20 protein-coding genes are annotated in these 21064 nt (G+C 66.0%); 4 read left to right on the top strand and 16 right to left on the bottom strand.

Features of this window, described 5'->3' with window-relative positions; genetic code table 11:
* Nucleotides 1-10 precede the first annotated feature (10 nt).
* The 3 genes from R4P57_RS03140 to R4P57_RS03130 all read right to left on the bottom strand — a co-directional run bounded on the left by R4P57_RS03140 (nucleotide 11) and on the right by R4P57_RS03130 (nucleotide 3049).
* On the bottom strand, nucleotides 11-1042 hold the full coding sequence (locus R4P57_RS03140; protein WP_032397750.1) for an ATP-dependent 6-phosphofructokinase: 1032 nt from the start codon (nucleotides 1040-1042) through the stop codon (nucleotides 11-13).
* Between the two features lie 101 nt (nucleotides 1043-1143).
* Nucleotides 1144-1806 carry a response regulator gene (locus R4P57_RS03135; RefSeq protein WP_037189750.1) on the bottom strand — a complete coding sequence of 221 codons (663 nt, stop codon included), beginning with the start codon at nucleotides 1804-1806 and terminating at the stop codon, nucleotides 1144-1146.
* A 10-nt stretch (nucleotides 1807-1816) separates the two neighbouring features.
* Nucleotides 1817-3049 carry a sensor histidine kinase gene (locus tag R4P57_RS03130; RefSeq protein ID WP_317801685.1) on the bottom strand — a complete coding sequence of 411 codons (1233 nt, stop codon included), beginning with the start codon at nucleotides 3047-3049 and terminating at the stop codon, nucleotides 1817-1819.
* A 171-nt stretch (nucleotides 3050-3220) separates the two neighbouring features.
* Here R4P57_RS03130 and R4P57_RS03125 point away from each other — a divergent pair, with 171 nt between their 5' ends.
* Together R4P57_RS03125 and R4P57_RS03120 are read left to right on the top strand one after the other, a co-directional pair.
* On the top strand, nucleotides 3221-3877 hold the full coding sequence (locus R4P57_RS03125) for a hypothetical protein (RefSeq protein WP_317801417.1): 657 nt from the start codon (nucleotides 3221-3223) through the stop codon (nucleotides 3875-3877).
* On the top strand, nucleotides 3874-5268 hold the full coding sequence (locus R4P57_RS03120; RefSeq protein WP_317801416.1) for an alpha/beta-hydrolase family protein: 1395 nt from the start codon (nucleotides 3874-3876) through the stop codon (nucleotides 5266-5268). The genes R4P57_RS03125 and R4P57_RS03120 overlap by 4 nt, the downstream gene beginning before the upstream one ends.
* A gap of 28 nt (nucleotides 5269-5296) precedes the next feature.
* Here the strand turns inward: R4P57_RS03120 and R4P57_RS03115 are convergent, their stop codons facing one another.
* The 3 genes from R4P57_RS03115 to gatC are packed head-to-tail and all read right to left on the bottom strand — an operon-like array spanning nucleotide 5297 to nucleotide 8154.
* A complete protein-coding gene (locus R4P57_RS03115; protein ID WP_317801415.1) occupies nucleotides 5297-6379 on the bottom strand; it encodes an alpha/beta hydrolase in 1083 nt (360 codons plus the stop codon).
* Nucleotides 6380-6385: 6 nt separating this feature from the next.
* Nucleotides 6386-7858 carry an Asp-tRNA(Asn)/Glu-tRNA(Gln) amidotransferase subunit GatA gene (gene gatA, locus R4P57_RS03110; protein ID WP_317801414.1) on the bottom strand — a complete coding sequence of 491 codons (1473 nt, stop codon included), beginning with the start codon at nucleotides 7856-7858 and terminating at the stop codon, nucleotides 6386-6388.
* Nucleotides 7855-8154 carry an Asp-tRNA(Asn)/Glu-tRNA(Gln) amidotransferase subunit GatC gene (gene gatC, locus R4P57_RS03105; RefSeq protein WP_317801413.1) on the bottom strand — a complete coding sequence of 100 codons (300 nt, stop codon included), beginning with the start codon at nucleotides 8152-8154 and terminating at the stop codon, nucleotides 7855-7857. The genes gatA and gatC overlap by 4 nt, the downstream gene beginning before the upstream one ends.
* 341 nt (nucleotides 8155-8495) lie before the next feature.
* Between gatC and R4P57_RS03100 the strand changes: the two genes are divergently transcribed.
* Nucleotides 8496-9146, top strand: a complete 651-nt coding sequence (locus R4P57_RS03100) for an amino acid-binding protein (RefSeq protein WP_149405531.1) — start codon at nucleotides 8496-8498, stop codon at nucleotides 9144-9146.
* Between the two features lie 29 nt (nucleotides 9147-9175).
* Here the strand turns inward: R4P57_RS03100 and ligA are convergent, their stop codons facing one another.
* The 10 genes from ligA to R4P57_RS03050 form a co-directional block, all read right to left on the bottom strand.
* Nucleotides 9176-11224 (bottom strand): NAD-dependent DNA ligase LigA, encoded by a 2049-nt coding sequence (gene ligA / locus R4P57_RS03095; RefSeq protein WP_411742296.1) that lies wholly within the window; start codon nucleotides 11222-11224, stop codon nucleotides 9176-9178.
* Nucleotides 11225-11381: 157 nt separating this feature from the next.
* The gene (locus R4P57_RS03090) at nucleotides 11382-11564 is read right to left on the bottom strand and encodes a hypothetical protein (protein WP_032398339.1); all 183 of its coding nucleotides are present in this window, start codon (nucleotides 11562-11564) and stop codon (nucleotides 11382-11384) included.
* Nucleotides 11565-11629: 65 nt separating this feature from the next.
* Nucleotides 11630-12817, bottom strand: coding sequence for a GGDEF domain-containing protein (locus R4P57_RS03085; protein ID WP_317801411.1), 1188 nt, complete (start codon nucleotides 12815-12817; stop codon nucleotides 11630-11632).
* A 131-nt stretch (nucleotides 12818-12948) separates the two neighbouring features.
* Nucleotides 12949-13968, bottom strand: a complete 1020-nt coding sequence (locus R4P57_RS03080) for a methionine synthase (protein WP_317801410.1) — start codon at nucleotides 13966-13968, stop codon at nucleotides 12949-12951.
* A complete protein-coding gene (mnmA, locus tag R4P57_RS03075; RefSeq protein WP_317801409.1) occupies nucleotides 13965-15053 on the bottom strand; it encodes a tRNA 2-thiouridine(34) synthase MnmA in 1089 nt (362 codons plus the stop codon). The genes R4P57_RS03080 and mnmA overlap by 4 nt, the downstream gene beginning before the upstream one ends.
* The gene (locus R4P57_RS03070) at nucleotides 15053-16291 is read right to left on the bottom strand and encodes a cysteine desulfurase family protein (RefSeq protein WP_317801408.1); all 1239 of its coding nucleotides are present in this window, start codon (nucleotides 16289-16291) and stop codon (nucleotides 15053-15055) included. Before R4P57_RS03070 ends, mnmA begins: the two co-directional genes overlap by 1 nt.
* 82 nt (nucleotides 16292-16373) lie before the next feature.
* On the bottom strand, nucleotides 16374-17300 hold the full coding sequence (locus R4P57_RS03065) for a lysophospholipid acyltransferase family protein (protein WP_317801407.1): 927 nt from the start codon (nucleotides 17298-17300) through the stop codon (nucleotides 16374-16376).
* Complete coding sequence (locus R4P57_RS03060; RefSeq protein ID WP_317801406.1) at nucleotides 17297-18115, bottom strand: GNAT family N-acetyltransferase; 819 nt, start codon at nucleotides 18113-18115, stop codon at nucleotides 17297-17299. Before R4P57_RS03060 ends, R4P57_RS03065 begins: the two co-directional genes overlap by 4 nt.
* 145 nt (nucleotides 18116-18260) lie before the next feature.
* Complete coding sequence (locus tag R4P57_RS03055; protein ID WP_032397739.1) at nucleotides 18261-19217, bottom strand: electron transfer flavoprotein subunit alpha/FixB family protein; 957 nt, start codon at nucleotides 19215-19217, stop codon at nucleotides 18261-18263.
* 42 nt (nucleotides 19218-19259) lie between these two features.
* Complete coding sequence (locus R4P57_RS03050; protein ID WP_121870210.1) at nucleotides 19260-20060, bottom strand: electron transfer flavoprotein subunit beta/FixA family protein; 801 nt, start codon at nucleotides 20058-20060, stop codon at nucleotides 19260-19262.
* Between the two features lie 154 nt (nucleotides 20061-20214).
* Between R4P57_RS03050 and R4P57_RS03045 the strand changes: the two genes are divergently transcribed.
* A complete protein-coding gene (locus R4P57_RS03045; protein WP_317801405.1) occupies nucleotides 20215-21054 on the top strand; it encodes a class I SAM-dependent methyltransferase in 840 nt (279 codons plus the stop codon).
* Nucleotides 21055-21064 lie beyond the last annotated feature (10 nt).

Here is a 21064-nt window from a genome sequence, read left to right as displayed (position 1 = left end):
CGCAGCCCGATCAGCCGAAGAACGCGGCGGCGTCGTCGTATCGGGTCTGCGGTACCCGCTTGAGTTGCTTGGTGGCCTCGGCCAGAGACACCAGGCCGATCTCGGTGCCGCGCAACGAGACCATCTTGCCGAAGTCTCCCGAATGGGCCGCATCGGTCGCATTGACGCCGAATCGTGTTGCGAGAACGCGGTCGTACGGCGTCGGAGTTCCACCGCGCTGAACGTGGCCGAGCACCGTGGTGCGTACTTCCTTGTTGATACGGCGCTCGATCTCGACACCGAGCTGGTGGGCGACTCCGGTGAATCGAACGTGGCCGAACTCGTCGATACCGCCGTCGAGAAGCTTCATCGAGCCCTCCATCGGCTTGGCCCCTTCGGCGACGACACAGATGAAGTGCGAGTCTCCACGTTGAAAACGCTTGCGCACCAACGTGCACACTTCTTCGACGTCGAAAGGCTGCTCGGGGATGAGCGTCATGTGCGAACCGGACGCCAGGCCGGCGTGCAGAGCGATCCACCCCGCGTGCCGACCCATCACCTCGACGAGCATCACGCGCTGATGGGATTCTGCGGTGCTGTGCAGACGGTCGATCGCATCGGTGGCGATCGTCAGCGCCGTGTCGAAGCCGAATGTGACGTCGGTGCAGTCGATGTCGTTGTCGATCGTCTTGGGCACACCGACCACAGGCACACCCTCTTCCGACAACCACGCGGCAGCGGTGAGGGTCCCTTCGCCACCGATCGGGATCAACACGTCGATGCCGTTGTCCTCGAGGGTCTGCTTGACCCGATCGAGTCCGGCGCGCAACACATCCGGATTGGTGCGCGCGGTGCCGAGCATCGTGCCGCCCTTGGTGAGCAACCGGTCGTTGCGGTCGTCGTTGCGCAGTTGCACCCGACGGTCTTCGAGGAGCCCGCGCCACCCGTCCTGGAAACCGACGACAGTGGAGCCGTACCGCGCGTCCGCGGTGCGGACGACTGCGCGAATCACCGCATTGAGCCCTGGGCAATCGCCGCCTCCGGTCAGAACTCCGATGCGCATCGATTTTCGCCTCTCTGCTCGCAGGTCCGTGAAGCGGACCCGGTGACGGACGTCAGCCTAATCGGGCGTGGGGTGCTGCGCGCGTCGGTATCGTTCCGTCCTCACTTCGGCGTGACGACGCCGGTCTCGTAGGCCAGTACGACCGCCTGCGCGCGATCGCGCAGTCCGAGCTTCGCGAGAACCTTGCCGACGTGCGTTTTCACGGTCTGCTCGGCCAGGAACAGTGAACCCGCTATCTCCGAGTTGGACATGCCGGTGGCGATGAGTTCGAGAACCTCGCGTTCCCGCGGAGTCAGATCGCTCAGACGCGGAGACGTGTGGCGCCGCGCTCCCCGCCGGGAGGTGACGTCGGCGATGAGCCGTCTCGTCACCGACGGTGCCAACAATGCGTCGCCGGCGGCGACGACCCGAACACCCCTGATCAACTCCTCGGCCGGCGCATCCTTGAGCAGAAAGCCACTCGCACCGAGAGCCAGGGCCTCGTAGACGTAGTCGTCGATGTCGAACGTCGTCAGCATCAGAATGCGTACCGGCGACGGAAGTGACGCGGAGAGAATCGCGCGAGCGGCATCGAGACCGTTCATCTCGGGCATCCGGACGTCCATCAGCACCACGTCGGGCAACAGCCGGGCGACCTCACTGACCGCGGTCCTGCCGTTGTCGGCGTCTCCGACCACCGAGATGTCGGCCTGAGCACCGAGAAGTGCACCGAACCCCTGCCGCACCATTGCTTGGTCGTCGGCGATGAACACCGTTGTAGCCACGCGTAACAGCCTAGGCGAGATCGTTGCGGACAACCGATGCCGGCGAGATCGGCATGCCGTTCGGAACGTGCACCGCGACCTCGAATCCGCCGTCGGGCAGAGCGGTGGCATGCAGCCAGCCGTGCGCCGCGTGCGCACGATCGCGCATACCCGCTATCCCGTGCCCACCGGTATCGGCTCCAGCGGTGCGTCCGACACTCGTGCTCGGTGACGGCGCATTGACCACGGTCATGACGACCGTGCTCGGCCCGACCGTGATGTCGACGGTCACCGCGGCCTCGGGGGCGTGCCGGGCAGCATTGGACAGCGACTCCTGCAGAATTCGATACAGGGCCAAACCTGTTGTGTCGGCGATTGATTCGACCTGTCCGGTGACAGTCCACCGCACCTCCATACCGGCCTTGCGGCTCGCGTGCAGGGTACGTTCGAGATCGAGTGCATTCGGTGCCGGTGCGTCCTGCCACTGCTGTCCGTCGCTGCGCAGCACCCCCAGCATTCCCCGGATCTCGTTGAGCGCTTCCCGTGCGGTAGCTCCGATCGACTCGAATTCCTTTGCTGCGGCGACCGATACGTCATCGAGCCGATACGGCGCACTCTGCGCCTGCACGACGACCATCGACATGTGGTGCGCCACGACGTCGTGCAGATCGCGGGCGATCTTGGCCTTCTCCTCGAGAACAGTGCGTCGGGTGCGCTCGAGTTCACTGACTTCCTCTTGCTGCGCGAGCTGCCTGCGGGAGAGAACGAGCCAGCGGATCAACAGTCCGAACACCACGACCGCAGTCAGACCCACCGACCAGCCGACGCCGTCTGTGCCCGGCATGTAGGCGAAGAACACGAGCATGCTGGCCAACCAGGCCACGAGGAGCAGCGACGCAGGCGACCTCAGAGCGACGGCGAACAACAACGACAGCAGAACGAGAATGTGCACTACCTGCCAGGGATAGTCGTAGCCCGGAACGCGATCGAACGCCACCGGAATCACCAGTGCGGACAGCGCCGAGACCGCCCACCCCAGTGCGGGATTGATGCGGATCAACGCGAACGGAAACGCGGCGAGCGCGCCGACGATCGGCAGCAACGGTCCCGAAACATCGTGTGTCAACGGCAATGTCGGCCACGAGATCGAATACAGCACCGCCGTGACGGCCACGATCAGTACGTCGATCGAGCGGAAGCCGGCAATACGAGTCGGCACTCGACGCCGAACTACTCCGGTGCCGGGTTCGGTCGCTCTGTTCATACGCACGGACCGAGCTTAGGGAGTGTGAACCGACCAGGTCGTCATACCTGAGTATCAGTTCGGTCCACTACCGAGGTACCGGGTCGCGCGCCGAACACCCTCTACGGGCGCTGCAGAACGAGACTTCGGTCCGATGTTCGACGGGTACGTCGCTCCCTAGCGTCGAAAGCCATGAACAGGAACACTTCTCGCGCAGTGATGTGTACGGTTGCAGCGATCGTAGCGGTGACGGCAACGACCGGCGCAGCATCGACACCGCCGGGTGCCGACTCTTCTTCACCTGTCGCGGTCTCGGTGCATGCACTGGTCACCGAGTCGGCAGACGCCGCCGCCCTGACCATCCCCGACGACTTCGGGTCGGTGATGGGGTACCGGCCTCGGGTGCAGGACGACATGGCGGAGAACCCACATGGTGACTGTTCGTCGCCCGTTCCGCTGCCGTCCGACTTCGATTCCGCATGCAAGGCCCACGATCTGGGCTACGACCTGATTCGGTACGCCGCTGCGACAGGAACGACAGTGGACCCGCAGTGGCGCAGGTCGATCGATGCCCAGCTGGAAGGGCGTATGCATGCCGCCTGCACGGACCGGGCGGACGACGGGCCCCGCCAGGTCTGCGACGCCGCCGCATCGGTGGCTGCCACGGCCGTCGACGTCAATTCCTGGCGACAGTCCTTCGGCGCACCGGTGGCCGAGCCCGCGTTGCCCTTCGCGTCGGTCGGCGCGGGCATCGCTCTGATTGCGCTGTCGGTCATCGCGACCGGCCGATATGCGCGCCGACGCGCGCTGTCCACCGAATTGGTGTCCCGGCCGAGTGAACCCGCATGATCGCGCCGATCGTCGCAGTCACCGGAGTTGCCGGTACGTCTCGCCCGTCTGCCCCGCCTGAGACGAGTGTCCGACTCCCCCGAATCGGTACCTCGGTGGCGCTGACCGTTGCGGTGATGGTGTCGTCGGCTCCCTCGTTGCTCCCACGGCCGGCCGTCACCCAGGCCTTGTTCACCGGCGTACTGATGGCGAGTGCGCTCGCGGCCGCATGGTCTGCCCGTCGGGCGTTCGGATCACGCACGCCCGCTCGGGTGCGCCTGCAGGCCTGGTCAGCGAGTGTCGGGACACTGATGTCGATCGGTTTACTGAGTGCGAATGTTCTGTGGCAGAACCGATTACGGGTCGCGATGGATGTCGAGACGGTGGACTGGCGTTATGCAGCGGAGGTGGCGGCAGGGGCAATCTGTGTTGCATCGGTTCTCTGCGGACTCGGCCGTGCGGCCACCGGAATCGGCGGCGTACTCGGCCGTGGTCGATCGATGATTCTGATTGCCATCGCCGGTCTTCTGTCGTATGTCGTTGTCGCGCCTACGGTCTGGTCTGCCGTGTCGGACTCGTTCTCGGCCTCGAACTCCGTTGTGGACGAGGCGGTGTCCGCCCCCAGCTCGAACACGAGATCAGGAGCTCCGGCCTCGCTCGTCCCGTGGCGCACGCTCGGCAGGGAGGGTCGGAAGTTCGTCTCCGGCGGTCTCGATCCCAGCACCGTGCGGGCCTACGTGGGGCTCGATTCGGCCCCGACCCTCGATCGGCGGGTCGCGTTGGCCGTCGCGGACCTGGATCGAACCGGCGCTTTCCAGCGCAGCGTCGTGGTCGTCGCGATACCGACCGGATCGGGGTGGGTGGACGAAAATGCTGTCACCGGCGCCGAGAACAGATTCGGCGGTGATGTCGCCACAGTGGCGGTGCAGTTCTCGAGTGCGCCCAGTTGGGCTACATTATTGTTCGCCGAGGACGACGCGCGCAGATCTGCGAACGCGGTGGTTCGCGCGGTGGCGGAGCGCGCGGCATCGGAACCGGCACCGCCCGACATCATCGTGTACGGCCAGAGTTTGGGCGCGGTGGCGGGAAGCGACGCGTATCTCTCCATCGGACGGAGCAGTCCAGGTGTCTGCGGTGCCGTGTGGGCGGGTCCGCCCGCCGGAACCGTGAACACCGAGGGCGCAACGGTAGTGGCCAATTCCTCGGACCCCGTCGTTCGGTGGTCGGCCGACCTGCTGTGGTCACCGCCGAGCACGTCGACCACCCGACCCGACGCACCGATGCCGATGTGGCTTCCGATCGTCGGCTTCGTCCAGACGTCCGTCGATCTTGTGGCCGCGCTCGATGTCGATGCCGGTCACGGCCATCGGTACGGAACCGACCAGGGCACCGCCATGCACCGGTGCAGGTGATGGTGGTCCTCCGAGGCGAGGCCGGGCGTCAGTCGAGCAGACCCACACGCCCACCGAGCCAGTCCATCTCCTGTTCCAGCGCCGGAGCCCAGACCTGCATCGAGTGGCCACCGGGCAGCTCGCTGTAGTGCACGTCGAGACCCGCAGCCTCTGCAGCCCTGTAAGTCCGCTCGGTTTGCGGCCGGAATTCTTCGTCGTCGGCGCCAACGACGAAGGCACCGGCCGAATCGGGAAAGCTGGTGCGCGAGAGTATGTTCAGCGGCGTCCTGCGCTCGAAACGCGCCTCGTTCGCCGGGGTGTCCGTTCCGTATGCCGCCGCAACGGATTCGCTTCTCGTGCCCCGGCGTTGCTCGTCCTCACCGGAGATGTCGAGAAAGGTGGGGTACACAGACGGTGCCGTCACCGCCAGCTGCAGCGCGCACGTTCCCCCGTAGGAATAACCGCCCACCGCCCAGGCCCTCGGGTCCGAGGACACCCGAAAATTCGACCGAATCCAGTGCGGCACATCGACGGACAGGTACGTCGCGGCATTTCCGAGGTCCGAATCCATGCACATCGGATTGGCCTCGGTGTCACCAAGGCCGTCGGCCACGACGACGATCGGGGCCGCGCCGCCGTGACGTGCTGCGAAGGCGTCCATCGTCTGTGCCAGACGACCACCCTCGATCCAGTCGACGACATGGCCGGGTTGGCCGGTGAGCAGCACCAGCACCGGTAGGTCGCTCTCTCCGGCGTCGTACGACGCCGGAAGATAGACCGTTGCGGGCCGCGCGGCGAACTGCGACACCGTGCCGGGCACGTCGACATCGATCAACCTGCCGGCGCCCTCGGTCTGAACGGCCGGTCGGTGGCCGAGCGCCACGGCCACCGTCGGGTATCGAGTGACGGTCAGATTGGTGAGCACTGTCGCCGCCACCAGAAGCGACGCCACAAGACCGAGAGCGCTCAGCGGGCCGAACACCGTTCCCAGTGCTCGGCCCCGCCGGACCCTGTGGACGACAGCGACGACCAGGACCGCCGTCACGACAGCGGCCGCAGTCAACGCGACCGCGGGCACTGCACCGGACAGCAGGGGCAGATGAGCCAGATCGGCAGCCCACCGATGCAGCACCTCGAACTACCTCAGATCGCCGCGAGCGGCCTCGTATGCGGCACCGACGCGGTAGAGCCGCTCGTCCGCGAACGCCGGAGCCATGATCTGCAGACCCACGGGCAGTCCGTCCTCGGAGGCAAGGCCCGACGGTACCGACATCGCGCAGTGACCCGCGAGGTTCGTCGGCAGCGTGCACAGGTCGTTGAGGTACATCGCCATCGGATCGTCGACCTTGTCCCCCAACGGGAATGCCGTCGTCGGGGTCGTCGGCGACACCAGCACGTCGACCTTCTCGTATGCGGCATCGAAGTCACGGGCGATCAACGTGCGCACCTTCAGGGCAGAGCCGTAGTAGGCGTCGTAGTATCCCGCGGACAGGGCGTACGTCCCGATCATGATGCGACGCTTGACTTCCGGTCCGAACCCCTGCGCGCGGGTGGCGGCCATGACCTGCTCCGCGCTGTGATTGCCGTCGTCACCCGCCCGCAATCCGTACCGCATGCCGTCGAACCGAGCCAGGTTGGACGACACCTCCGACGGAAGAATCAGGTAGTAGGCGGCCAACGCGTGCACGAAGTTGGGGCACGACACCTCGACCACCTCGGCACCGAGTTCGGTGAGAGTCGCCACCGCGGCATCGAAGGACGAGATCACACCGGGCTGGTACTTGTCCGAGTGCAATTCCTTGACGACACCGACGCGCACGCCCGTCAGGTCACCGCGAGCACCCTCTCGTGCCGCTGCGACCACCGGTCGAACTGCCGTCTCCACGGACGTGGAGTCCCGTGCGTCGTATCCGGCGATGACCTCGTGCAGCAACGCGGTATCGAGCACGGTCCGACCACACGGGCCGCCCTGATCGAGTGAGGAAGCACAGGCGATCAGTCCGTAGCGCGAGACGCTGCCGTAGGTCGGCTTGGTTCCCACGGTGCCGGTCAGTGCCGCCGGCTGACGGATCGATCCACCGGTATCGGTGCCGATGGCCAGCGGGGCCTGGTACGACGCGAGCGCCGCAGCACTGCCGCCGCCCGAGCCGCCGGGGATGCGGGTGGTGTCCCAGGGGTTCTTGGTCGGTCCGTAGGCCGAGTTCTCGGTGGACGAACCCATCGCGAACTCGTCCATGTTGGTCTTGCCCAGCACCGGAATGCCCGCGGCCCGCAGCTTCGTGGTCAGCGTCGCGTCGTACGGCGACATCCACCCGTCGAGAATTTTCGATCCGGCCGTCGTCGGCATGTCGGTCGTGGTGAACACGTCCTTGAGGGCCAGCGGCACGCCGGCCAGAGCCGAGGCAGGTGCGTGTCCCGCAGACAATCCCGCATCGACGTCGGTCGCCGCTGCGAGTGCCTCGGCTCCTGCGACATGCAGAAATGCGTGCAGGTCTCCGTCGACCTCGGAGATCCGGTCGAGATGCGCCTGGGTCACCTCGACGGCGCTGATCTCGCGCGCGTGGATACGGGTGGCGAGCTCGGACGCGTCGAGCTTCGTGAGGTCGGTCATTCGCTCTCCCCCAGAATCTGCGGCACCGCGAAACGGCCCTCCTCGGCGTTCGGTGCACCGGACAGCGATTGCTCCGGCGTCAGGCCGGGAACGATCACGTCGGGACGCGTCACATTCACGATGTCACTGGGGTTGGCCGTCGGCGGGACGTCGTCCGTCGCCACCTCCGCCACTGCCTTGACGTGATGAAGAATCGAATCCAACTGGCCGGCGAACTCTTCGAGTTCGGCGTCGCTGAGAGCCAAGCGCGACAGCCGGGCGAGGTGAGCGACCTCGTCGCGGGAGATGTCTGGCACCGCGTAGACCCCTTTCAGACAGTAGGAGCGGAGCCTGCAGAAGCGGCCCCGTATTCGTACAGAGCGAACCTCACGGGTTCGCGAACGCGGTCCAGCCTAGTGCGCAGCATTACGCAGGCTTCACTCACGCCTCGTGGCTGCGTCGAGTGTCGGAATTGTCACGGCCCGCGTTGCGCGACGTACCGGACAGGTCGAAGATGCAAGGATTGCTCGCGCCGGGGTGCATCGTGTTTTCAGGAGTGGAGCCTGTGAAACGACCCCAGAGCGACATTCCACTCGCCAGCAACGACCGATGACGCTGGGGTGGCCGAAGTACGCCAGAAGTCGAAAGGGAGCGTGACATGTCCTACCTGCTCCGCGTCCAACTGCCGGACCGGCCGGGCAGCCTCGGATCGTTGGCCGTCGCGCTCGGCTCGGTCGGGGCGGACATCCTCTCCCTCGACGTCATCGAACGCGGTGACGGTTACGCGGTCGACGATCTGGTGGTCGACGTTGCTCCGGGTTCGCTTCCCGACACGCTGATCACTGCTGCCGAGAACCTCACCGATGTCCGGGTCGATTCCATCCGCCCGTACACCGGCGTTCTCGACACGCACCGCGAACTGGAATTGATCGATCGTGTCGCCGCGGCGTCCGACGATCGACTTCAGGTGCTCGTCGACGGAGCCCCCCGCGTCCTTCGAGTGGGGTGGAGCACCGTCGTCGCCACGAACGCGCACGGCCCGTTCCGTCTGGTGGGCAGCTCGGGAGCTCCAGAGACCCACGCCGCCGAGCTGCCGTGGTTCCCGCTGAGCGCCCCCGCCGCTCTGGATTCCGACGCCGAGTGGGTGCCCCAGGTATGGCGCGACATGGACACCAAGATCGCCGCTGCCCCCCTCGGCACCACCGGCACAGTGCTGATGCTGGGCAGGCCGGGGGGCCCGGAGTTCAGGCCCTCGGAGGTTGCCCGACTCGGCTATCTCGCCGGCATCGTCGCGACGGTATTGAACTGACGCATCCGGACCTACGCGTGCCGGCCCGATCAGTCCGACGATTCGGGTTCCGCCTCGGTCGGAGCCACCGCATCGGGCCCCTCGGTCAACAGCAGGGTGAATCCTGCTTCGTCGAGCACAGGCACGCCGAGCTCGATTGCCTTGTCGTGCTTGGACCCCGGAGCGTCGCCGACGACCACGAACGCCGTCTTCTTGGACACCGAACCTGCAGCCTTGCCACCTCGCAGCAGAATCGCTTCCTTGGCCTCGTCACGTGAGTACGACGTCAGAGACCCGGTGACCACGATCGACAGCCCTTCGAGATTGCGCTCGATCGACGCATCGCGCTCGTCTTCCATCCGCACGCCCGCGGCCCGCCACTTGTCGACGATGGCGCGGTGCCAGTCGACCTCGAACCACTCGGAGACTGCGGCCGCGATGGTGCCGCCCACCCCGTCGACCGCCGAGAGTTCGTCGACCGACGCCGCCCGGATACGCTCCAGGCTGCCGAACTCCCCTGCCAACGCGCGGGCTGCCGACGGCCCCACGTGCCGAATGGACAGACTGACCAGCACCCGCCACAGCGGCTGGTTCCGTGCGGTGGCCAGGTTGTCGAGCAACTTTCGACCGGTGGCAGACAACGCCCCGGACTTGGTACGAAAGATCGCCGTCTTCATCAGGTCGTCCTCGGTGAGCGAGAACAGATCGCCTTCGTCCTCGATGGCCCCGGTGGCCAACAGATCGGATGCGGCCTCGTAGCCGAGGCCCTCGATGTCGAATCGCTGCCGCTCGGCAACGAAGAACACCCGCTCGCGACGTTGCGCCGGGCAGAACTGCGAGTTGGGGCAGCGCAGGTCGGCGTCACCCTCCTTGGCCGGAGCCAGGGGCGTCGAGCACTCCGGGCACTCGGTGGGCATGACGAACTCGGTCTCGTCACCGGTTCTGGCGTCGACGACGGGGCCGAGAACCTCCGGAATGACCTCTCCCGCTTTGCGAATGGTCACGGTGTCGCCGATCAGAACGCCCTTGCGCTTGACCTCCGAGCCGTTGTGCAGCGTCGCGAGCGACACCGTGGAGCCGGCCACGAGAACCGGCGTCATGTACGCGAACGGCGTCACTCTGCCCGTCCGGCCCACGCTGACGCGGATGTCGAGCAGCGTCGTGGTGACTTCCTCGGGTGGGTACTTGTACGCGATGGCCCACCGCGGCGCGCGAGACGTCGTCCCGAGTCGACGATGCAGCGACATGTCGTCGATCTTGACGACCAGGCCGTCGATTTCGTGTTCGACGTCGTGTCGGTGCTGGTCCCAGTAGACGACTTTCTCGATGACGGCGTCGACGCCCTGCACGCGGGTCGTGTGGGTGGAAATGGGCAGACCCCAGGCGCGGAGCGCCTCGTAGGCGTGCCACTGTGACTCGGGGGTGAAACCCACCATGCGACCGAAGCCGTGGCAGATCATTCCCAGACGTCGCTTGGAGGTGACCGCCGGATTCTTCTGTCGCAGCGACCCCGCCGCCGAATTCCGCGGATTCGCGAACGGGGGCTTACCCTCCGCCACGAGTGAGGCGTTGAGCGCTTGGAAGTCCTCCAGCCGGAAGAAGACCTCGCCGCGCACTTCCAACAACTCCGGCACGGGGTACTGCTCACTACCCGTCAGAGTGTCCGGGATGTCGTCGATCGTGCGTGCGTTGAGCGTCACGTCCTCACCGGTACGTCCGTCACCTCGGGTGGCACCGCGCACGAGCGTGCCGTTCTCGTACACCAGATTCAGTGCAACGCCGTCGATCTTGACCTCGCACAGATACTCCAGACCCGGCCCTGCCTCGGTCTCGACCCGTTTGGCCCAGGCACGAAGCTCGTCGTGATCGAACACGTTGTCCAAGCTCAACATTCGTTCCAGATGGTCCACGGCGGTGAATTCCGTCGCGAAGCCTCCCCCGACGAGTTGCGTCGGTGAATCCGCCGTGCGCAGATCCGGGTGCGCCTCTTCCAGATCGTTCAGCTCACGCAGCAACGCATCGAACTCGCCGTCGGACACGAGTGGCGCATCGCGCACGTAGTAGCGGAACTGATGACCGCGAACTTCTTCGGCCAGCATCTGCCATCGCTCGCGATCGGCCGACGACGCGGCGTCGAGTTCGACACCGACGGTCCCTGCGGTCTCGTCGTTTCCTGCGGGCGGTTCGGTCGATTCGGGCACGTGTCGAAGATTATCCGAACCCACCGACAGAGAAGCACCCGCTGCGGCGCAGCGACTACCGCCCCATCAGACCCAGCAACAGCGTCGCGGCGACGATCGCCACCGCGCAGATACCGGCGGTCAACGCGAAGCCGGTCACGAAGGAGTCGGCATAGATGCCGCCGAGCACGGAGGCCATCACCGACAACAGCACTCCGGCAGGTAGTCCACGTCGCTGGGCGTCCGATAGCCGATACATCGCACGATCATCGCAGAGGTCGAACCCGAGCACACCGGCGCATCGAGCGACGTCGGTTCGAGGCCTCAGATCTCGTCGATGACCACACTGTTTCCACCGGACTGCTTGGACCGGTACATCGCCGCGTCCGCCGTACGGGCTGCTCTGCCGACCACGGACTTACCCACGTCCCACAGAGCCGAGTCCTCGCGCAACAACGCCATTCCCACACTGACGGTGACGGGGATGTCGTCGCGCCGGTCACAGAGCACCCGAACGACGTCGAAGCCGAGATCGACCATCCCCCGCGCATCACCGACCAGGGCGACGAGGAACTCTTCGCCACCGGTTCGGGCGAGCACTCCGCCCTGATGCCGGACCAAGCGGCGCAGCCGATCGGCGACCCGCACGATCACTTCGTCGCCGCGGCTGTGCCCGAATCGGTCGTTGACGGACTTGAACTTGTCGATGTCGACAACGAGGAAGGCCATCGACATGCCCCGCTTGCTGGCCTGGTGCCACAGGTCCAGCAGTTCGCTGTCGATGCCGCGCCGGTTGTACACCCCGGTCAGAGGATCGAGAACCGACCGCTTGGCGTCATTGGACAGCGTCGTCCACGCCACCTGAGCGAACACCGGTACTGCCACCGTCGCCAGAAGGAGAACCACCGTCGCGGTCGCGACAGCGGGTCCGTCGATGTAGCCCACCTCGCCGTCCATCACCGACAGGAAGGTACGAACGCCGAACCCGATGATGAACGTCCCGGTCCACACCAGGTGGGCCACCAGCAGTCGCGGACTGAGGAAGTAGGTGCAGAACGCTCCGGTGACTGCGAACAGCACCGTTCCGATCAGCGACGCGACAGGTGCGTACAGAATCAACACCGAGGTCGTGAGAATGTCCCCGAAGGCCAGAAACACGACGAAGAACTTCTTCCCCGGAAGCGGCCCGAGCACGCACCGTGCGGCGACGAACACCTGAATGACGAGAACCAGGAAAACCCAGCCGATCGCCACACTGCCCTGAGGACCGAGGTCGCTGAACAGCATCAGGATCGAGGTGACGGCGTACATCAAGGTGGCGGTGCCGAACACGGCACGGATTATCCCGGTCAGCGGACGGGTCGATCTGTGATTGAGGATCCACTCGAAATCGTGCGGAGCTCGATACCAGTCGGAGGTGGCCGCGGCCAGTTTCGCTACGAGACCTCGGCGGTGCCTGCCGGAACGCCGGAGGGAGGCAACCTCATCGAAGTCGCGACCACCTGATGCCATTTCCGAACTCCCACGTATTCAACAGACCCCCAACGGCCATGTGAATAGTGTCACACCTGTTCGGCGTCCTAATAGTCGTGGGCTCGATCGGCCCGAAGTCTGCGGTGTCAACTCCGACGGGCTGTGTGATTTCACAACGAATCGGGTGCATCTCCGAACGCGGCAGCCACGTCGTGGGCGAATCCTGTTGCGCGCCGGGCCCACTCCGGTGTGCTGCCGGCCAATCCACATACAGGCGTCACGGAGATCCGAGAGGCGAGAACCGATCTGTCGAAACCGAGTCGGTCCATCAACGTGACACCCGGCTCGGCCAGTTCGCGCCAATGGGGTGGCCGCACGGGGGCTTCGGACGGAATCAACCCGAGCATCAGCGTCTTGCCGGATTGCAGCAACTCGCCGACTCCGTCGAAGTCGCTGCGGCGCAGCGCAGTCGCGTCGACGGCGACCGCAACGGCACGCGAACGGCGAAGCAGATCGAACGGAACGTCGCCGGCGCAGCAATGCACCGCAACGGGAAGATCGATCGTCTCGATCAGCGAATCGAGCAGGTCGAGAGCATCCGGTTCCGGGACTGCCCGCACCGAATCGAGCCCGGTGATGCCCGTCAGGCTGCCGGCCAGAACGGCTGCGAGACTGGGTTCGTCGAGCTGAACGAGAACCTCGACTCCGAGCCGACGCGTCAACTCGGCGCAATGCAGGCGCAGTCCTTCGCCGAGGGATTCGGCGAAATGCCGCAGCGCGCCGCGATCGGTCAGGGCCCGATGGCCGTGCCGAAGTTCGACCTGGGCTGCCATCGTGAACGGACCGGCGGCCTGGACCTTGATGGTGCGGCCGCTGCCGCGAAGCCCTGACACCTCCCACAGTTCCTCGAGCACGTCGAGGTCCTCGGCCAGGAAATCGGTTGCCCGGCGGCCGGCGAGCATCGGACGTGGCACGACGCGATAGCCGGAGGTGCGCACGTCGAGTTCGACGTCGACCATGATGGCACCGGTGCGTCCGATCATGTCCGCACCCAGGCCGCGAGCCGGAAGTTCGACGATGTGTGGAAGCTCGGTGAACTCCCCGACGACGACCGCTGCGGCCTCACGGATGTCGGTGCCCGGCCACGAACCGATGCCGGTCGCCAATCCAGCGAAGACGCTCGGGGTCACTCGCGCTCGGATCGAGTGCCCGAGATAGTCGAGCTGCCGATGACGATGTCTCCGTGAATGTCCTTGCGGTACAGCACCGCTGCCTGCCCCTTGGCCACACCGGTCAGTGGAGCCCGCAGTTGGATCTCCATACCGTCGCCCGCTGCCTCGGCGACGGCCTCGGTCAGTCCGCCGTGCGCGCGGACCTGGACGACGCATTCGATGGGGCCGGTCGGGGCGGTACCTTCGGTCCATACCGCGCGGTCTCCGCTGATCGCCCACACGTCGAGCTTCTGCACAGAGCCGACCATGACCGTGCCACTGTCGGGTTCGATCGACGTCACGTAGCGGGGACGGCCGTCCGCGGCCGGTCCTTCCACGCCGAGACCCTTGCGTTGCCCGATGGTGAACCCGTGCACGCCTTCGTGATCGGCGAGTTCGGCTCCGGTCTCCGAGTCGACGACCTTGCCCGGGCGCACGCCGATACGCGCGCCGAGGAATGCGCGAGTGTCGCCCGAGGGTATGAAGCAGATGTCGTGACTGTCGGGCTTGTCGGCAACGGCCAAACCACGCTCGGCTGCCTCCTCACGAATCTCGGACTTCGGGGTGTCTCCGATGGGGAACATCGCACGCGAGAGCTGCGCCTGGTTCAGTACCGCCAACACGTACGACTGGTCCTTGTCCGCGTCCACGGCACGTCGCAGCACCCCGTCGTGCAGTTGCGCGTAGTGCCCGGTCGCCACGGCATCGAAGCCCAGTGCGAGAGCGCGGTCCGCCAGAGCGGAGAACTTGATCTTCTCGTTGCAGCGCAGGCACGGATTCGGGGTCTCACCGGCGGCATAGGACGCGACGAAATCGTCGATGACGTCCTCTTTGAAACGATCGGCGAAATCCCATACGTAGAAGGGGATTCCGAGTACGTCGGCAGCTCGACGAGCGTCACCCGCGTCTTCCTTGGAGCAGCAACCACGCGAACCGGTACGCAGAGCGCCCGGAGCGGTCGACAGAGCCAGGTGCACGCCGACGACGTCGTGGCCCTCGTCCACGGCACGGGCCGCGGCAACAGCCGAGTCGACTCCCCCGCTCATAGCAGCCAGAACACGCATCAGCGATTTCCTCCTCGAGCTCCGACGCCGGCCAGTCCGGCGGCACGAGCGCGTTCGACGACCTGCGGCAGAGCCGCAAGCACAGTGGTGACGTCCGATTCGGACGAGCCGGTTCCCAGCGAGAACCGCAGTGATCCACGGGCGACGGCCGGATCGCACCCGAGCGCTATCAGTACATGACTGGCGCTGGCCACGCCTGCAGTGCACGCCGAGCCCGTAGAGCATTCTATGCCTGCCGCGTCGAGCAGCATCAACAGCGAATCACCCTCGCACCCGGGAAAGGTGAAGTGCACGTTCCCGGCGAGCCGGTCGTCGCCTTCCGGCCCGTTGAGGATGGCGTCGGGAACGGCATCCCTGATTCCGACGATCAACCGATCGCGCAGTGCTCTCAGTTCTGCGCGGTGCCGCGCCGAGTTCTCGACGGTCGACCGCAGCGCCGCCGCCATCGCGACGACGCCTGCAGTGTCCGGGGTGCCCGATCGAACGTCTCGCTCGTGGCCCCCGCCGTGGAAGAGCGGAACACACGGGACCTGGCGGCCGAGGAGCAGCGCTCCGACGCCCTGCGGTCCACCGAACTTGTGTGCGGCGATGCTGAGGGCGGACAGACCGCTCTCGGAGAATCCGACGGGCAGATGCGGCACCGCCTGGACCGCATCGCTGTGCATCGGGACCCCGTATTCGGCGGCCACGGCTGCGAGCTCGGCGATCGGCATGACGGTGCCGATCTCGTTGTTGGCCCACATCACGGTGACGAGCGCAGTCTCGTCGGCATGCAGGGCCAGCTCGGCGCGCAGCGCATCCGGGGTGACCCGCCCCTCGGTGTCGACCGGGAGCCAGGTGACACTCGCTCCGTCGTGTGCGACGAGCCACTCCACTGCGTCGAGCACCGCGTGATGCTCTACCGAGCTGGCGATGATCCTGGTCAGTGCGGCATCGGAGTCTCGACGGGCCGCGAAGATGCCCTTGACGGCGAGGTTGTCACTCTCGGTACCGCCGGAGGTGAAGATCACCTCGGACGGGCGCGCGCCCAGGTCCGCGGCGATCGACTCGCGAGATTCCTCCACTCGACGCCGAGCGGATCGACCGGAGGTGTGCAGCGAGGACGCGTTGCCCACCGTGGCGAACACAGAGGTCATCGCCTCGATCGCGCTCGGCAGCATCGGGGTCGTCGCTGCGTGATCGAGGTACACCGGTGGCCGCGACGGGACGGGAGCAGTCGTACTGCGCACAGAAGGCATAACAGGCTAGACGATACCCGCTGCCGTGACCGCGGACCTACCTGCGCGAGGTGGGTCCGCGGTCACGGCGATCGATGCTCGGTCAGGCGGCCGCAACCGTCGGCGGCATCGGGCTGCGTTCGGCCTCGGCCATCACCTCGTGCACGGTGGGGTCGTAGACGTCCTTCCTGGGTCGTTCCGCAGGCTCCACTCCGTCGCGTCGAATCGCCACCTCGCACCGTCGAGCGAGGTCGCGTCGATCACCACCGGGTGCCTCCGGGGCCGTGAACTCGACCTCGGCACGCAGTCCACGCAGTCGGAAGATCCGGCCGATGGATGCGCCGATCGTCTCGTCTCCGACGAAGCACGTGGCCGTGGTCTGCTCGTCGGTCCGGTCGAGGTAGCGCAGCCGAATCGGCTGCACCCAGGTCTCCGAATCGATCGCGGCCTGAAGCAGCGCCGGCCGTAGCGAGCCGTATGCGCGACCACACCAGGTGGTGGCCTCCGGGAAGACGACGACCGATCCGCCGGCGCGGACACGATCGGCCACCTGATCGACGACGCCGGGGAGCTGATGCAGTCGAGCTCGATCGATCGGAAGTACCTTCATGGCCCGCGCGAGACGACCGAGCACCGGCCAGTCGATCAGGTCGGCACGCGCGACGAAGGTCGACGGCTGTACCGCAGTGAGCACAACGACGTCGGTCCAGGAGATGTGACCGGCGACGTGCAGTGCACCTGCGGCGGTTCGGGAGCGTTCCCGCTCCGAGCGTGCGTCGAGCACGGTCAGGTCGATCCCGATGGCGAACAGCAGGGTGCGAGCACCGATCCGCGTCAGCGAACGGCGGACCCGCGGGAACGGAACCCCGAGGACGACCAACACCGGCAGCAACCCGAACGCCGCCAACGCCAGCACGATTCGGAGCGCGAGGACGATCCGTCCCACCGTCGGTGGGCTCTTCGGCAGACATCCGTCACTGCACGGCGACGACGGCATCCACGCGTGCGCGTGCACGATCGGTTGTGTCACCGGACACCCGACTCGAACGTCGTTGCTGCCGAACGCAAGCGGTCGAGATAGCGAGTGTTGGCCTCGTGCAGGCCGAGCAGCGCGACGAAATCGGCGACACCGAATTCGGGATCGTGCGCCGGCTCACCGCAGATGGAGGCACCGAGTCGGAGGTAGCCGTTCATCAACGGCGGCATCGACGTTCGCTTCGACGGTTCGATGTCGATCAGATCCACCCCGTCGACGACGACCGGAGAGTACGGCCGGACCCGACGGTCGAGCGGCGTAGCGTGCTTGCCCAACAGGCGGTCTCGAACACTGCGAACGTTGGCCCCGATGGGGTCCCCGGGTGCCGATTGCATGGGCACCGACACGCAGCCCATCACCCACTCGTATCCCGTCACATCGAGGTAGTGCAGGATTCCGGCCCACATCAGCCCGAGCACGGATCCGGACCGATGATCGGGATGAACTGCAGCCCTTCCCATTTCGACGATATTCATGCCGACGGGATCGAGTGCGGAGATATCGAATTCGGTTGCCGTGTAATACCCGCCGGCAGACACGGCGGCCTGCGGCGGCAACATGCGGTAGCAGCCGACGAACGTATCGGTCCACTGGTCACGAACGAGCAGGTGATCACAGAATTCGTCGAACCGATCGGCGTCGAGGCCGTCGGTGTCGGTGGGAATGGAAAACCCCGGCTCGGAAGCGAACACCTCGTAGCGCAGACGCTGCGCCGCGAGCCGGTGCTCCGGGTCGGTGGACAACACCAGCGAATAGCGGTCGGTGGCCGGGACGATCGATGCAGTCGAGCTCATGACGGAAGTGGTCATGAGGTGTGTCTAACGAGCGAGGAAGGCTACCGGGCATCGTCGGGGAAACGTGTCGGAAGAGTTTGCGTGAACAAGGTGGCGCTGCTCGACACGACAGGCCCCCACCGCGCGGGCGGTGAGGGCCTGTCGGGAACAGCGCCGGGAGTTATCCCTTGTGCTTCTTGACTGCCTCGGTCAGCTGCGGTGCGACGTTGAAGAGGTCACCGACGATGCCGTAGTCGGCGATCTCGAAGATGGGCGCTTCCTCGTCCTTGTTGACCGCGACGATCGTCTTCGAGGTCTGCATGCCTGCACGGTGCTGGATGGCTCCGGAGATACCCAGTGCGACGTACAGCTGCGGGGAGACGGTCTTGCCCGTCTGACCCACCTGGAACTGGCCGGGGTAGTAGCCCGAGTCGACAGCGGCGCGCGAGGCACCGACTGCGGCACCGAGCGAGTCGGCGAGCTCCTCGACGACGGAGAACTTGTCGGCACTGCCGACACCACGTCCACCGGAGACGACGACCGATGCCTCGGTGAGCTCCGGACGGTCGCCGCCGACGATCGGGTCACGCGAGGTGACCTTGACGGCCCCTTCTTCCTGTGCGGGGACCTCGACGGTTTCGCGGGTACCCGCTCCGGCCTTCGGCTCGGCCTCGACTGCACCGGGGCGCAGCGAGATGACCGGAACGTCGCCGTTGGCCTTGGCCTCGACGGTGAATGCGCCACCGAAGATGGAGTAGACGGCACTGCCGTCGCCGTTCAGTGCGACGACGTCGTTGTGGTAGCCCGAGCCGAGGCGTGCTGCGAGTCGTCCCGCAACTTCCTTGCCCTCGATCGTGGCTGCGGTGATGATCGCTGCCGGCGAGACCGACTCCGCGAGTGCCGACAGCACGTCGACCTTCGGGGTGACGAGGAATCCGTCGACTGCGTCGGATTCGGCGGCGTAGATCTTCTCGGCACCGGCTTCGGTCAGCGCGTCGGCGACCTTGTCGGTGGTACCGACCGGGCCGGTGACGACCGCGGACGGCTCACCCAGCGCGCGAGCGGCGGTGATCAACTCGGTGCTGACCTTCTTCAGAGTTCCCTCGACGTGCTCCACGAGCACGAGTACTTCTGCCATGACTTGCTCCTCGTTTGTCTTCGATTGCTCGGTGGGGCGGGATCAGATGATCTTCTGGCCGACGAGGTAGGTGGCGATCTTGTCGCCGCCGTCGCCCTCGTCGGTGAGCCGCTCGCCTGCAGTCTTGGGAGGCTTGGGGGTGGACGACGTGACGGTCGTTCCCGCGTTGTCGACGCCGACGATGCCGTCCTCGACACCGATGTCGGCGAGCGTGATGGTCTGCACCGTCTTCTTCTTGGCGGCCATGATGCCCTTGAACGACGGGAAGCGCGGTTCGTTGATCTTCTCGGTGACGCTCACGATGGCGGGCAACGCGGCTTCGAGGCCGAAGATGCCTTCGTCGGTTTCCCGCTCGCCGGTGACCTTGCCGTCGGCGACGGTGAGCTTGCGCATCTGCGTCAGGGCCGGGATCTGCAGGTATTCGGCGATGATCGCGGGAACGGCACCGGTGCGGCCGTCGGTGGCCTCGTTGCCGGCGATGATGAGATCGGCCGGCTCGTCGTTCTCGAATGCGACGTTGCCGAGCGCTGCGGCCAGCGCGTATCCGGTCTGGATCGCGTCGGAGCCGTGCAGGGTCGGGTCGTTGAGGTGCACTGCGCTGTCTGCACCCATCGACAAGGCCTTGCGAATGGCATCGGTGGCGCGATCGGGGCCTGCGGACAGAACCTTGACCTCACCGCCCTGGGCTTCCTTGATGAGCAGTGCTTCTTCGACGGCCCGCTCGTTGATCTCGTCGAGGACGGCGTCGGCAGCCTCGCGATCGAGGGTGTAGTCACCGTCGGTGAGCTTGCGCTCGGACCACGTGTCTGGAACCTGCTTGATCAAAACAACGATGTTCGTCATGGGTCTGCGTCGACCTCCTGGTCATGTTCTGCTGATCGTGAGTGTTCTAACGGTTCGTGCAGTTATACGGTCTGGGTCGAGGTTACCTCACCGTAGTTACTGGTGGGTAACTTACCTCCCTGCCTGTCCGACCATACATCTGTGCCCGGCTGTTATGGAGACCACGTTGGTAAACGTTCCAGGCGGTGGCACTAACCTTCCGTCGGTGAACGATTCATCGGCTCAGGCACCGGCACCGGAACCACTCCCCCTCACCGGAGAGCGCACCGTGCCCGGCATCGCCGAGGAGAACTACTGGTTCCGCCGCCACGAGGTGGTCTACCGCGCACTCGTCGAGCGCTGCCGCGACCGAACGGTACTCGAGGCAGGATCGGGAGAAGGCTACGGAGCCAACATGATTGCCGATGTCGCGACGAACGTTCTCGGCCTCGACTACGACGCGTCGGCCGCCGCACACGTGCATGCCCGCTACCCGAGGGTGACGATGCTGCGTGGCAACCTCGACCGCCTTCCCGTCGCCGATTCCTCGATCGACGTGGTCGTCAATTTCCAGGTGATCGAGCACCTCTGGGATCAAGGTGCGTTCCTCGCCGAAGTGCACCGGGTACTGGCGCCCGGGGGCATTCTGTTGATCAGCACGCCCAACCGCATCACGTTCTCGCCCGGCCGCGACACCCCGCTCAACCCCTTCCACACCCGCGAACTCGATGCGGCCGAGCTCACCGAGCTTCTCGTGGACGCTCGGCTCGAGGTCGACGAACTCACCGGAGTCCGGCACGGACGCACTCTGGCCGCCCTCGACGCCAAGCACGGCGGTTCGTTCATCGACGCGCAGATCGAACGAGCCCTGGCCGGTGAACCCTGGCCTGCCGAACTCACCGAGGACGTCGCGGCCATCTCGATCGAGGACTTCGACATCACCGCCGACCGCATCGACGAGAGCCTCGACCTGGTCGCCGTTGCCCGCAAGAGCTCGAGCACGGTGATCGGGTGACATCCGGTGC

The organism is Rhodococcus sp. IEGM 1330, assembly GCF_033142445.1.
GTDB lineage: Bacteria > Actinomycetota > Actinomycetes > Mycobacteriales > Mycobacteriaceae > Rhodococcoides.
Note: the sequence above shows the minus strand (reverse complement) of the source record. Positions and strands in the feature narration are given on the sequence as shown.